The sequence below is a fragment of the Micromonospora sp. NPDC005206 genome, from assembly GCF_040608175.1.
Classification (GTDB): Bacteria; Actinomycetota; Actinomycetes; order Mycobacteriales; family Micromonosporaceae; genus Micromonospora.
In genome coordinates this window covers 242,096-255,147 of sequence record NZ_JBEXHU010000002.1, presented here as the reverse complement: position 1 = coordinate 255,147, position 13,052 = coordinate 242,096, and the positions used below count along the sequence as shown (strand labels likewise).

At 71.7% G+C, this 13,052-nt stretch carries 10 protein-coding genes and 1 pseudogene; 1 reads left to right on the top strand and 10 read right to left on the bottom strand.

The genetic code is table 11. The features are described 5' to 3' along the window. Window positions 1–77 precede the first annotated feature (77 nt). The 7 genes and pseudogenes from ABZU69_RS03345 to efeU all read right to left on the bottom strand — a co-directional run bounded on the left by ABZU69_RS03345 (window position 78) and on the right by efeU (window position 8,662). Window positions 78–772, bottom strand: a pseudogene (locus tag ABZU69_RS03345) (ComF family protein). A 4-nt stretch (window positions 773–776) separates the two neighbouring features. Beyond that, on the bottom strand, window positions 777–2,570 hold the full coding sequence (locus ABZU69_RS03340; RefSeq protein WP_354962794.1) for an LpqB family beta-propeller domain-containing protein: 1,794 nt from the start codon (window positions 2,568–2,570) through the stop codon (window positions 777–779). Continuing rightward, window positions 2,567–4,324 carry an MtrAB system histidine kinase MtrB gene (mtrB, locus tag ABZU69_RS03335; RefSeq protein WP_354962793.1) on the bottom strand — a complete coding sequence of 586 codons (1,758 nt, stop codon included), beginning with the start codon at window positions 4,322–4,324 and terminating at the stop codon, window positions 2,567–2,569. Before mtrB ends, ABZU69_RS03340 begins: the two co-directional genes overlap by 4 nt. 12 nt (window positions 4,325–4,336) lie before the next feature. Beyond that, window positions 4,337–5,026: an MtrAB system response regulator MtrA gene (gene mtrA / locus ABZU69_RS03330; RefSeq protein ID WP_109818783.1), complete on the bottom strand. Its 690-nt coding sequence runs from the start codon at window positions 5,024–5,026 to the stop codon at window positions 4,337–4,339. Window positions 5,027–5,243: 217 nt separating this feature from the next. Continuing rightward, the gene (gene efeB / locus ABZU69_RS03325) at window positions 5,244–6,521 is read right to left on the bottom strand and encodes an iron uptake transporter deferrochelatase/peroxidase subunit (protein WP_354962792.1); all 1,278 of its coding nucleotides are present in this window, start codon (window positions 6,519–6,521) and stop codon (window positions 5,244–5,246) included. 25 nt (window positions 6,522–6,546) lie between these two features. Then, window positions 6,547–7,680, bottom strand: a complete 1,134-nt coding sequence (gene efeO / locus ABZU69_RS03320) for an iron uptake system protein EfeO (RefSeq protein ID WP_354962791.1) — start codon at window positions 7,678–7,680, stop codon at window positions 6,547–6,549. A gap of 22 nt (window positions 7,681–7,702) precedes the next feature. Further along, window positions 7,703–8,662: an iron uptake transporter permease EfeU gene (efeU, locus tag ABZU69_RS03315; RefSeq protein WP_354962790.1), complete on the bottom strand. Its 960-nt coding sequence runs from the start codon at window positions 8,660–8,662 to the stop codon at window positions 7,703–7,705. A 157-nt stretch (window positions 8,663–8,819) separates the two neighbouring features. Between efeU and ABZU69_RS03310 the strand changes: the two genes are divergently transcribed. Continuing rightward, entirely contained in the window at window positions 8,820–8,978 is a 159-nt protein-coding gene (locus ABZU69_RS03310; RefSeq protein ID WP_354962789.1) for a hypothetical protein, read from the top strand. An 84-nt stretch (window positions 8,979–9,062) separates the two neighbouring features. Here ABZU69_RS03310 and ahcY read toward each other — a convergent pair whose 3' ends face one another. The 3 genes from ahcY to ABZU69_RS03295 form a co-directional block, all read right to left on the bottom strand. Beyond that, window positions 9,063–10,562: an adenosylhomocysteinase gene (gene ahcY, locus ABZU69_RS03305; RefSeq protein WP_354962788.1), complete on the bottom strand. Its 1,500-nt coding sequence runs from the start codon at window positions 10,560–10,562 to the stop codon at window positions 9,063–9,065. A 275-nt stretch (window positions 10,563–10,837) separates the two neighbouring features. Then, window positions 10,838–12,001, bottom strand: coding sequence for a mannose-6-phosphate isomerase, class I (manA, locus tag ABZU69_RS03300; RefSeq protein WP_354962787.1), 1,164 nt, complete (start codon window positions 11,999–12,001; stop codon window positions 10,838–10,840). Window positions 12,002–12,004: 3 nt separating this feature from the next. Further along, window positions 12,005–13,012, bottom strand: a complete 1,008-nt coding sequence (locus ABZU69_RS03295; RefSeq protein ID WP_354962786.1) for a cation diffusion facilitator family transporter — start codon at window positions 13,010–13,012, stop codon at window positions 12,005–12,007. Window positions 13,013–13,052: the final 40 nt, after the last annotated feature.

The window sequence follows — 13,052 nt, the reverse complement described above, 5'->3', positions numbered from 1 at the left end:
AGTCACCCCATGTTGTCGAGACCGCCGGTGATTTTTCGCAGCTCATACACCAACGGGTGAAACGGAAACACGAACGGTTACGAAGGACGTCTCTTCTCGGTTGCCGCGAGCACCGCGGCGACGCCCGGCGCCTGCCCGGTCGCGGCCAGCACGCGGGCCGCCGCGGCCAGGGTGACCCCGGTGGTGGCGATGTCGTCCAGCAACACGACGACGGGTGCCACGCCCGGCGCCCAGCACCGGAACGGTGCCGGAAGGCGGCCTCGGCGGCCGCCGCCCGGCTGGCGCTGTCCAGCGTCATCGAGTCGGGCCGGGGCAGCGCCCGCAGCGGCCGGTGCACCCGGACCGGCCAGCCGGCCCGGCTCAGCCGCGCCGCGCAGTGCCGGGCGAGCCGGTCCAGGTGGTCGCCGTAGCGGGCCCGGGCCGCCGCCGCGGTGTCCGGCACCGCCACCAACGCCAGCGGACGGGCCCCGCCGACCGCCGCGGCGACGACCTCGGCGAGCAGCGCGCCGAGCGGGCGGGCCAGCCCGTGCCGGCCGTGCTCCTTGTACGCCAGCAGAGCCTCGCGCAGCGGACCGGCGTACGGGCCGAGGGCGACGCAGGGCGGCAGGCCCGGTGGGGCGGGGGTGGGACGGACGGGACGGGGACGCAGCGCGCCCAGCGCCGTCACGCAGGTCGGGCAGATTCCGTGCCGCAGACCGGGCCGACGCTCCCGACAGCCCGCGCAGTCGGTGGGCAGGACCAGGTCGCCAAGGTCGGCCCAGAGCCCGCGCACGACGTCAGTAGAGGAAGAACGGGGCCGACGGGTTGCTCGGGCGGAGCCCGGCCGGCGGTGGAGCGATGTCCCGTACCCGTGCGGCCTCGATCCGCTCGAACGGGCTGCTGCGGTAGGCCACCCCGTTCGCCTCGTACATGTATCCCACGCTGGGTGACGGCACCTCGCGGTTGGTCGGGTACGCCGTCAGGTGGTTGACCTTGGCACCCACGTCGGTCTTCAGCGGCGTCTCCAGGGCCCCGTCCACGCTGAGCCCGTAGATCGCCGGTTGACCGGCCGACCCGGCCACCACCAGGCGGCCCTCCCCGCTCCAGTCCACGGCGCTGAGGCTGGTCAGCGAGGTGACGAGCGCCCGGGGCGGGCCGATGGAGACCCCGCCGCCGTCCAGGTTGACCGCGGCGACGTAGAGCCGGCCGCCGGCGATCAGCGCGACCCGCTGGCCGTCCAGCGATGCGGCCACCGCGGTGACCTCGGCGGTGGGCAGGTTGAGTGGCACCTGGTACATCCCGGCGTCCTCGTCGAAGCGGTAGAGCCGGCCGTCGGCCACCACCACGCCCCGGCCCGGGCGGGAGTCGACCGTGCGCAGCCAGACCGGACGGCTGATCGAGGCGTAGTCGTTCCCGCTCCGTTTGAGCCCGGGGCCGGTGCCCACCGCGAGTCGATGCCGGCCCTTGCCGCTGTTCACCACCATCGCGGCGAGGATCCGGCCCTCGGCCCGCGCGAGGCCCGCGGAAACGATGTTGCGGTTGACCTCGGCCGACAGCGGCACGGCGCCGCTGGGCTCGCCAGCGAAGTCGAGCGGGCGGATGGCGCCCTCGTAGACGCCGAACCGCTGCGGGCCGTCTGTGATCGGGTAGAGCTGGTCGGAGTTTCGGCGCGCGTCCAGATCCTGCACGGGCAGCGAGTTGTTGCGGATCCTCAGCGCCAGCTCGCCCCGCAGGTCGCCCAGCGACCAGGCCAGCTGGGTGATCAACCGGTCGATCTGGGTCTGGTCGTCACCGGACATGTCCAGGTTGACCTCCCACCGGTTGTTCGCGCCGGTGGCGTTGTTGACCAGCTCGGTGCGGTCGGGCAGCCCGACGACGCCGGGGCGCAGCCAGTCGGACGGGCCACCGACCAGCCACTTCACCACCTCGTTGACCCGGCGTTCGTCCGGTACCGCCGCCGGCAGATAGCGCTGATCGGGCACCAGACGGCTGCCGTCGGAACTCCAGAAGTAGATCGACTCGTCCTGGTAGTACCGCTGGAGGGCGTTGTCGCTGAGCAGCAGCACGTTCGGCGGGTCGAGGACGTACAGGCCGGCGCGCTCGTCGTCACCGCCGAACGCCGCGTTGCGCACCCGGAACTCGTACCCCGTCTCGGTCGCCACCGGCGGGGCCAGGGTGCCGTTGGCCCGCAGCAGGCCGAGCTGTTGCACCTTGATCTTCACGGTGGTGGTCGAGTCGCTGTTGCCGGTGAAGACCGCCTCACGCAGCCGGACCACGTTCAGCGCGACCTCGCTGCCCTTCTTCTCCTTCAGTTGGGTCTGGTGCTCCGGAGCGACGAACAGCTTGACCCGCTCGTAGGCCCGGTCCGGCTCGCCAGCGGCGGCGTCCAGGAAGTTGCGCACGAACGCGTCGATGTCGCTGCCGCTGGCCGTACGCGTCGGCGGCTCGCTGCGACGGCCGTTGTCCCTGCCGGCCTCCGTCGCGGTCCCGCCCTTGCCGTCCACCCGCACGTCGGACGACGCCGGGATGCCGCACCCCCCGCCCAGCAGCAGCGCCGCGCCGAGTGCCCCGACCATGACCTGGCGCCTCACGATCGCACCTCCGCACGGTGTCCGTCCTCGGCCGGCGCCGGGTCGATCGCCAGCGTGCCGCCGGCGCCGGGCCCGATGGCCAGGGGGCCGCCGTCCCGGGGACCGCCGAACGGCAGCGCGGCGTCGGCGGGCACCAGCCGCAGCGGCGAGGTGGTCAGCCGGTCACCCGCGCGGGCCGGCAGGGTGAGCCGGAACTGCGCGCCCTGCCCGGGCGCACCCCACGCCTCCAGCCAACCGCCGTGCAGCCGGGCGTCCTCAAGGCTGATGGACAGGCCCAGACCGGTGCCACCGGTCTGCCGCGCCCGGGACGGGTCCGCCCGCCAGAACCGGTTGAACACCAACTTCTCCTCGCCCACCTTGAGCCCCACGCCACGATCCCGAACGGTGATCGCCACGGCGGTCTCGTCGATGCCGAGAGTGATCAGCACCGGACGTGCCTCACCGTGCTCGACGGCGTTGCCGACCAGGTTGCGCAGCACCCGCTCGACCCGGCGCGGGTCGACCTCGGCGATCACCGGCGTGCCCGGCAGGTCCAACTCGATCGGGACGCCCACGCGCTCGGCCAGGCCGGCGAGCCGGTCGACCACCCGGTGCACCACCGGCACCAGGTCGGTCGGCTCGGCGTCCAGCATGGCGAAGCCCGCGTCGAACCGGCTGATCTCCAGCAGGTCGGTGAGCAGCTCCTCGAACCGGTCCAGCTCGGCCTGGAGCAGCTCGGCGCTGCGGGCCACCGCCGGGTCGAACTCGTCGCGCTCGGCGAAGATCAGGTCGGCGGCCATCCGGACCGTGGTCAACGGGGTACGCAGCTCGTGCGAGACGTCGGACGTGAACCGGCGCTGCAACCGGGACATCTCCTCCAGGCGGAGGATCTGCCGTTGCAGGTTGGTCGCCATCTGGTTGAACGACGCGGCGAGCAGAGCGAGGTCGTCCTCGCCGTTGACCACCATCCGCTGGTCGAGCAGGCCGGCGGAGAGCCGCTGGGCCGTCCGCGCGGCGACCCGGACCGGATTGACCACCAGCCGGGTGACCAGGGCCGCGAGCAGCCCGAGCAGGATCACCAGGGCGACCCCGGTGGCCGCCACGGTGGCTCGGGCGTCGGCGGCGGTGCCGTCCTGCCGGGTCAACGGCACGAGGTAGTAGAGCTCGATCTGGCCGAACCGGGTGGGCACCGGCGAGCCGTAGACCAGATATTTGGTGGGCTCTCCGGTCAGCCGGCCGGTGCGGATCTGACTGGCCACCTTGCCGCTGGCGACCGCGGCCCGCAGCTCCTGGCTGATCAACGGCTGGACGTTCGCCGCGGGCGCGGTGCGGGTCTGGATGACGTTGGGATAGCCGTCGGCGGTGATCGCCACCACCACACCACTGATCTGCTCGGGGTCGCCGCCGGCCAGGTAGTTGACGGTGTCCTCGATGGTCTCCTGGAGCTGCGCCTCCTGCGGCTGGCCGTACAGGGAGACCTGCTTGGCCGCGTAGCCGGCGCCGCTGTTCACGCGCTGCTGGACGTCGGTGCGGGCGCTGTCGAGCAGGATGGTGGTGATCTTGTCAGCGATCAGGTACGCGAAACCCCCGACCAGCAGGCTGGAGGCGACCAGCGTGATGGTCACCACCCGCACCTGGAGCGAGCGGCGCCAGGTCTGGTGCACCCGCGCCACCATCCGGGCGGCCCGCCCGCTCAGCGCACGCCAGAGCTCCCAGGCGGCGGACGGCCGGCGGGCAGCCGTCGTCTGAGGGGGCGGGGGCGGGGAGGTTGACACAGTGTGACCAGGTTATCCGGTCCCCGCCTTATAGCCCACGCCCCGCACGGTGAGGATGATTTCCGGCCGCTCCGGGTCCGGCTCGATCTTGGCGCGCAGCCGCTGCACGTGCACGTTGACCAGCCGGGTGTCGGCTGCGTGCCGGTAGCCCCAGACCTGCTCCAGCAGCACCTCGCGGGTGAAGACCTGACGCGGCTTGCGGGCGAGCGCGACCAGCAGGTCGAACTCCAGCGGAGTCAGCTTCACCTCCTCGCCGTTGCGGCTCACCGTGTGCGCCGGCACGTCGATGGTGATCTGGTTGCCAGGCGGCCCGATGGTCAGCATCTCCGGTGCCACGTCCTCGCCCCGGCGCAGCCGGGCCCGCATCCGGGCGACCAGCTCCTTGGGCTTGAACGGCTTGACCACGTAGTCGTCGGCGCCGGACTCCAGGCCGAGCACCACGTCGACGGTGTCGCTCTTGGCGGTGAGCATGACGATCGGCACGCCGGACTCCGCTCGGATGGACCGTGCCACGTCGATGCCGCTCATCCCGGGCAGCATCAGGTCAAGCAGGACGATATCGGGACGACTGTCGCGGAACGCCGCCAACGCCCGCTCGCCGTCGGCCACGAACGAGGGCAGGAAGCCCTCGCTACGCAGCACGATGCCGAGCATCTCGGCGAGCGCGGGGTCGTCGTCGACCACCAGTACCCGGGCTCTCATGGGATTAATATTGCATCCCCGTTCAGTTCGGTGGGACCGGCGTCAGCCGGTAACGGATAGCGCCGCCGGCAAGCGTGTCACCGCGACCCGCGGCGGCGCCACGTGGTGCGGGGCCCGGCACGGACGGATCCCCGCCGGGTTACCCATGATCCCCCTTCGGTGCCGCCCGGCGCCACCGCTGCTTCGGCCGGTCGCCCTGTCACGATCCGGACGACCGTCAGCCGAAGAGTGCCCGACCCCAGTCGTCGCCGCCGTCGCGCACCCCGGGCGGGCAGGCGAACAGGCCGCTGGAGACGTGCCGGAGGTATTCGTTCATCACGTCGTGCCGCGCCAACTGGGTCTGGATCGGCACGAACTGCCGGCGCGGATCCCGCTGGTAGGCGATGAAGAACAGACCCGCGTCGAGCCGGCCGAGGCCGTCCGAGCCGTCGACGAAGTTGTAGCCGCGGCGCAGCAGGTGAGCGCCGTTGTTCCGGCTGGGGTGGGCCAGCGTGACGTGGGCGTGCTCGGCGATCACCGGCTGCCCGTCGGCGCCGCGGGCCGCGAAATCCGGCTCGTCGAACTCGTCGGTGCGGCCCAGCGGGGCGCCGCTGCCCTTCGTCCGGCCGACGATCTCCTCCTGCTCGGCCAGCGAGGTGCGGTCCCACGTCTCGACCAGCATCCGGATCTTGCGGGTGACCAGGTACGAGCCGCCGGTCATCCAGTCCGGCCCGTCGCCCGGCTGCACCCACAGCTGGTCGCGCAGCAGGTCGGTCTCCTCGGCCTTGAGGTTGGCCGTGCCGTCCTTGAAACCGAACAGGTTGCGCGCGGTGGCCTGGTCCCGCGAGGTCGACGAGGTACGGCCGAAGCCGAGCTGCGACCAGCGGACGCTCACCACCCCCATGCCGAGCCGGGCCAGGTTGCGGATCGCGTGCACCGCCACCTGCGGATCGTTCGCGCACGCCTGGACGCAGAGGTCGCCCCCGGAGAGCTGCGGCTGCAACGCGTCGCCGGGGAACTTCGGCAGCTCGGCCAGCGCGGCCGGGCGCCGGTCGGCGATGCCGAACCGGTCCCGGCCGTCGGCGTCGCGGAACAGGGTCGGCCCGAAGCCGATGGTCAGGGTGAGCTGCGAGGGGGGCAGGCCGAGCGCTTCGCCGGTGTCGTCCGGCGGGGCCTCCGGCATCCCACCCACCGCACCGAGCACCCCGGCGTCACGCCCGGCGGTCATCCGCGCGGCGGCGGCCGTCCACTCCTGGAGCAGCTCGACCAGCCGGGCGCGATCCTTGGTGATCACGTCGAAGGCGACGAAGTGCAGCCGGTCCTGGGCCGGGGTGACGATGCCGGCCTGGTGCTCGCCGTGGAACGGCACGGCTCCCGCCGGGTGGTCGCTGGCCGCGGCCGGGTCACGGGAGCCGCTGATCAGCGCGCCCGCGCCGGCCGCCACCCCGGCGACTCCGGCCACCCCCGCACCGGCGAGCGTGATGGCTCGCCGCCGGGTCAACCTGCTCCCGCTCATCGACTCGACCCTCCCTGACGCCCGGTCACCGGGCGACGACTGCGGCGACCTTGCTGATCGGCTCGGCGAGGGCGTTGATGCCGTCGGAGAGCTCCTTGAGCTCGGCCTTGCTCAACGCGGTGTGCAGCTTCCACCCGTCGCCGTCGCGGTGCTTGCCGAGCAGCGCCTCGACGTTGGTGAACTCGGTGTCCAGCTGCTTGACCAGCTCCGGCGAGCGCTGCTCCAGCGCCGGGCGGAGGGCGGACACGGCAGCCTTGGAACCCTCCAGGTTGGCGGCGAAGTCCCACAGGTCGGTGTGCGAGTAGCGGTCCTCCTCGCCGGTGATCTTGCCACTGGCGACCTCGTCGAGCAGCTCCTTGGCCCCGTTGGCGAGCTGGAGCGGGGAGAGCTTCTCCGCGTTGGCCTTGGCCACGATCTCCTTGACGTCGACCAGCAGCCGGTCGGCGATCGGGCCGTCCTTGCTGATGTCGCCGGACTGCCAGAGGTCCTTCTCGATCCGGTGGAAGCCGGTGAACTCCATCCCCTCCTCGATGACCTCCTCGCGGCCGTCGATCTTGGGGTCGAGGTCGCCGAAGATCTCGGCCACCGGCTCGATCCGCTCCCAGTACGTGCGGGCCACCGGGAAGAGCGCCTTGGACTTCGCCACGTCGCCGGCCTTGACCGCGGCGACGAACTCCTCGGTCTTCTCCAGCAGCGCGGCGGTCTGGCTCTTGACGTAGCGCTGGTAGTTGTCGGTCGCGCCGGGCAGCGCGGCGTCGGCGGTCAGCGGCTCGGCGGACCCGCTGACCTTAAGCGCACCGCGGATGCCCTTGCCGCTCATCCCGGGCTTGCAGGCCGTCTCGTACGTGCCGGCCGGCAGCTCCACGTGCAGCTCGCGGCTCAGCCCGGGGGCGATGTTCTCGACCTCGCCCATCACCCGGTCGCCGGAGGCGTACACGTAGAACTCGGTCACCTTCGCACCGGAGTTGGTGATCTTGAAAGTGGCGGTTCCGGCGCCGAGGTCGGTGGTGCCGACCTCACAGGCGGTGTCGGTGGCCTTGACCACGATCGGGCCGCCGGACCCGGCCGCGTCACCCTTCTCGGAGTCGGAGCAGGCGGCGACACCGGTCGTCGCCAGCACGCCGGCAGCGGCCAGCGCGAAGAATCGGGCGGTACGCATCTGAGCTGTCTCTCCTCGTGGGTCAGGCACGCTGCGGCGTGGACGCCGCCTCGGCCTCGGTGCCGGTGTCGGCCCCGCGCTCGGTGACGGTGGTGGTGGTCGTCGCGGTGTCGCTCGCGCCGGTCGTCGGGACCGTCTCGGCCGCGGGGCCGGCCGGCGCCGCGACCGGTGCCGGCGTACGACGGGCCGGGCGCAGGAAGAGCAGGAGGACCGGTACGGCGTACCCGATCCAGGCGATCGTCTCCAGCACGGTGGGCGCGGGGGTCACGTTGAACATTCCGGCGAGCAGCGCGGCGTACCAGGTGCTGGGGTCGAGCGCGGTGGTGATGTCGAAGGCCAGGTCGTTCAGGCCGGGCAGGACCCCGGCCTCCTGGAAGTCGTGCACGCCGTACTTCAGGATGCCGGCGGCGACCAGGATCAGCAGCGCCCCGGTCCAGGTGAAGAACTTGCTGAGGTTGATGCGCAGGGCGCTGGCGTAGAGCAGCACGCCGAGCGCCACGGCCGTGGCGATGCCACCGATCAGCGCGAGCAGCGGTCCGCTGTCGCCGGCCGCGCCCTGGGCTGCGGAGTAGAAGATCAGCGCCGTCTCCAGCCCCTCCCGGATCACCGCGAGGAAGGCCATCCCTGCGACCGCCAGGGACCCGACGGCCAACGCCTCGGTGAGCTTGCCGCGCAGCTCACCGGCGATGGTGCGGGCGGCCCGCCGCATCCAGAAGATCATCCAGGTGACGAAGACCACTGCGGCGACGGAGGTGATCGCCTCGAACAGCTCGCGGTCCTCGGAGCGGGCCAGCAGCGAACTCGAGGTGTACTCGATTAGCCAGCCGAAGAGCACCGACAGCGCCACGGCCAGGGCGACGCCCGCCCAGACCTGCGGCAACCGGTCCCGGCGCTGCGACTTCACCAGGAAGGCGACCAGGATGCTGACCACCAGGGTCGCTTCCAGGCCTTCCCGCAGGCCGATCAGGTAGGTGGCGAACATCGGGGCTCCGAAATCATTAGGCACGCCTCAGCTAACTTAGGGCAGCCATACCTTCCTCCAGTTCAGAGGCCTCGTCAAGTCGTTCTTGACCTGCTCACCGGCCGCCCGCCGGTCGACGTTCAGCCACCCGCGGTCCCGCTGTGGAAGGATCCCCGCCGTGAAGGGATTACTGCCGTGGTTGACGGTGCTGGCCGTGGTGCTGCTGCTCAGCGCGCTGCGCCTGCGGCCACTGGCCACCGTCGTGTCACTCGGCTGGCTCGCATGGTGCGTCTGGACCTGGTTCCGCCCCGCCCGCCGCGGCCCCCGCTCGCGCTGACACACCCGCCGGGCCGACCCGAGCCGGCACGGAGACGACGAACCGGGCCGGCTGCGAACAGCCGACCCGGTACGGGAGCGTCGATCAGTAGCGGTAGTGGTCCGGCTTGAACGGCCCCTCGGTGGAGATGCCGAGGTAGGAGGCCTGCTCCTTGGTCAGCGTGCTCAACTTGGCGCCGAGCGCGCCCAGGTGCAGCCGGGCGACCTTCTCGTCCAGGTGCTTGGGCAGCACGTAGACGCCGATCGGGTACTCCTCGGTCTTGGTGAACAGCTCGATCTGGGCGATCGTCTGGTTGGCGAACGAGTTCGACATCACGAAGCTCGGGTGCCCGGTGGCGTTGCCCAGGTTCAGCAGGCGGCCCTCGGAGAGCACGATGATGGCGTGCCCGTCGGCGAAGCGCCACAGGTCGACCTGCGGCTTGATGTTGACCCGCTCGACGTCGGAGCGCTTGGCCAGGCCGGCCATGTCGATCTCGTTGTCGAAGTGGCCGATGTTACCGACGATGGCCTGGTGCTTCATCCGGGCCATGTGCACGTTGGTGATGACGTCGAAGCAGCCGGTGGCGGTGATGAAGATGTCCGCCTGCTCGACCACGTCGTCCAGGGTGGCCACCTGGTAGCCGTCCATCGCCGCCTGGAGCGCGCAGATCGGGTCGACCTCGGTCACCACGACCCGGGCGCCCTGGCCGCGCAGCGACTCGGCGCAGCCCTTGCCGACATCGCCGTAGCCCATCACGACGGCCATCTTGCCGCCGATCAGCACGTCGGTGGCCCGGTTGATGCCGTCGATCAGCGAGTGCCGGCAGCCGTACTTGTTGTCGAACTTGCTCTTGGTCACCGAGTCGTTGACGTTGATCGCCGGGAAGAGCAGCGTTCCGGCGCGGTGCATCTCGTAGAGCCGGTGCACACCGGTCGTGGTCTCCTCGGTGACGCCCTTGATGCCCGAGGCGATCCGGGTCCAGTGCTGGTTGTCCTCGGCGATCGAGCGGTGCAGCAGCTCGAGGATGACCGCGTACTCCTCCGAGTCCGCGGACTCGACCGGCGGGACCACTCCGGCCTTCTCGAACTCGGCGCCCTTGTGCACCAGCAGGGTGGCGTCGCCGCCGTCGTCGAGGATCATGTTCGGGCCCTGCCCGTCCGGCCAGGCGAGCACCTGCTCGGTGCACCACCAGTATTCCGGCAGCGTCTCGCCCTTCCAGGCGTAGACCGGGACGCCGGCGGGGGCGTCGGGGGTGCCGTTCTGGCCGACGACGATCGCGGCGGCGGCGTGGTCCTGCGTGGAGAAGATGTTGCAGGACGCCCAGCGCACCTGCGCGCCGAGCGCGACCAGCGTCTCGATCAGGACGGCGGTCTGGATGGTCATGTGCAGCGAGCCGGTGATCCGCGCGCCGGCGAGCGGCTGTGCCTCGGCGAACTCCCGGCGGATCGACATCAGGCCGGGCATCTCGTGCTCGGCGAGCTGGATCTCCTTGCGCCCGAACTCGGCGAGCGACAGATCCGCCACCTTGAAGTCGCCCTCGGCGAGCGTGCTCGGCCGGGCCTCGGACGGCGTACCGCTGGCGGACGCCGGGAGGGTGCTGGTCATGAAAGCTCCTGTCGAACGATGTCTGCGCCGACCCTCCACCTTACGCGCGCCGGCGACGGGCGCCCGGGGGACGGTCGACGGACAGCGCACGGGGCGGTCGGTGGTGGACGGAAACACCGTCCACTCCCGCCGCCCCGTGCATCCCCCCGGTTTGGTTCCCCGCACGTTGTCGGACCGTCGTCGCGATAACGCTGCGTACTCATAGACTCACACTCAGCCAAGAAAGCGTCAAGCTATTCCGGGAAAGTCGGACTTGCGGCGTGGCGTCGCGTCTGTCAGCCCAGTCCGGCGGTTGCCACGTACGCCTCACCATCACCGCTGACCCGCAGCGGCTCGCCGGCCGCGGTACCAATCGCGGCCTGGCCGGACGCGAGCGTCAACGCCCCCGCCCCGTCGTCCACGGTGACCGAGCCGGCGCCGCAGAGCACCACCCGGGGACCGGGGAGCGGCAACGTCACCGCGGGCACGGCCGTCCCGACCCGCACCCGGTGCAGCGCGAAGTCGTCCACCGGCACCGGCCAGCACTCCACCCCCGGCCCGACCGGCTGAGCGGCCCGTACCGGATCCTCGAGCACCTCGAAGCGCAGCACCCGCAGCAGCTCGTCCACGTCGACCCGCTTCGGGGTCAGCCCGCCGCGCAGCACGTTGTCGCTGGCCGCCATGATCTCCACCCCGCAGCCGCTCAGGTAGGCGTGCAGATTGCCCGCGGGCATCCAGATCGCCTCCCCCGGCGTCAGGCGCAAATGGTGCAGCAGCAGCGCGACCAGCACACCCGGGTCCCCCGGGTAGGCCGCCGCCAGCCGGTGGGCCAGCTCCGCGTCCGGGCCGTCGGCCGACGCCGCCAGCACCGAGCCCAGCAACTCGTCGCGCTCCGCGACCGGCCAGGCGAGCAGCGTCTGCACCGCCGCGCGCAGCCCCACCGGCCCCGTCCGCAACGCCGCGACCACCGGAGCCAACGCCGGTACGCCGAACGCGGCGAGCGCCTCGGCCGACACCGTCGGATCCCGGAAACCGCACAGCGCCTCGAACGGGGTGAGCGCCACCAGCAACTCCGGCTTGTGGTGCGGGTCGGAGTAGTTGCGCTCCCCCGGCGGGCGCCCCGCGTCCGCCGCGTAGCCCACGCGGGCCTGTTCGGCGTCCGGGTGGGCCTGCAGGCTCAGCGGAGCGTCGGCGGCGAGCACCTTGAGCAGGAACGGCAGCCGGGTGCCGAAGCGCTCGGACACCCGCTGGCCGAGCCACTGCCCCGGCTCGTCGCGGACCAGGTCGCAGAGACTGACCCGGAGGCCGGCCCGCTCCACGCTGGCCGGGGCGCCCGGGTGGGCGCCCAGCCACAGCTCCGCCTCCGGGCCGGCACTGGGCACCGGCCGCCCCTGCAGCAGGGCGATCGCGGAGCGGGACCCCCAGGCGTAGTCCCGGATCGGGCCGTACAGCAGCTCCACCCGTCAGCCCCCGGGCCGCCCGGCCGCCTCGCCGGACGCATCCTGGGGCTGCGGTACGGCGGTGTCGGCGGCGGCACCGGTGCCGGCTTCGGCAGCGGCGGCGCTGAAGATGTCCGGCTCCAGGTAGATCACCCGGGCGATCGGCACCGCGGCGCGGATCCGCGCCTCCACCGCGTTGATGCCCCGGGCCAGATCCTGGGCGCTCTCGCAGGCCGGCACCCCGATCTTCGCGGCCACCATCAGCTCCTCCGGGCCCAGGTAGAGCGTCTTCATGTGGATGATCCGCTCCACCTCGGGGCCGTCGGTGACCGCGCGCTCGATGGCAGCCACGTCGGTGGACTCGGCGCCCTCACCGAGCAGCAGGCTCTTGGTCTCGATGGCCAGCACGATGGCGATGGTGACCAGGAGGATGCCGATCATCGCGGTGCCGGCGGCGTCCCACCGGCCGTTGCCGGTGATCAGCGTCATGCCGACGCCGAACAGCGCGAACACCAGACCGACCAGCGCGCCGAAGTCCTCCAGCAGCACCACCGGCAGCTCAGGCGCCTTGGCCCGGCGGATGAAGCGCACCCAGGACTGGTTGCCCCGAATCTGGTTGGACTCCTTGATGGCGGTCCGGAAGGAGAACGACTCCATGACGATCGCCGCCACCAGCACGACCACGGGCAACCAGTGCCAGGACTTGATGCCGTGCGGGTCGTCCCACTTGTGGTACGCCTCGTACAGGGCGAACAAGCCACCGATGCTGAACAGCACGATGGACACGATGAACGCGTAGATGTAGCGCTCCCGGCCGTACCCGAACGGGTGCTGCGGGGTCGCCTCCCGCCTGGCGCGCTTGCCACCGAGCAGCAGCAGGCCCTGGTTGCCGGAGTCGGCGACCGAGTGGACCGCCTCGGCCAACATCGACGACGAGCCGGAGAGCAGGAACGCGATGAACTTGGTGACGGCGATGCCGACGTTGGCCAGCAGGGCGGCGACGATCGCCTTCGTCCCGCCGTTGGCGCTCACGCCGTCGCTCCGCTCTGCCGCACTGCGCTGCCCGATGCGC

What these genes read in the sequence shown, in the direction of transcription:
- efeU (WP_354962790.1), bottom strand. Translation starts at nt 8,662, where the DNA reads ATGTTCGCCACCTACCTGATCGGCCTGCGGGAAGGCCTGGAAGCGACC.
- ahcY (WP_354962788.1), bottom strand. Translation starts at nt 10,562, where the DNA reads ATGACCAGCACCCTCCCGGCGTCCGCCAGCGGTACGCCGTCCGAGGCC.
- mtrA (WP_109818783.1), bottom strand. Translation starts at nt 5,026, where the DNA reads ATGAGAGCCCGGGTACTGGTGGTCGACGACGACCCCGCGCTCGCCGAG.
- efeB (WP_354962792.1), bottom strand. Translation starts at nt 6,521, where the DNA reads ATGAGCGGGAGCAGGTTGACCCGGCGGCGAGCCATCACGCTCGCCGGT.
- efeO (WP_354962791.1), bottom strand. Translation starts at nt 7,680, where the DNA reads ATGCGTACCGCCCGATTCTTCGCGCTGGCCGCTGCCGGCGTGCTGGCG.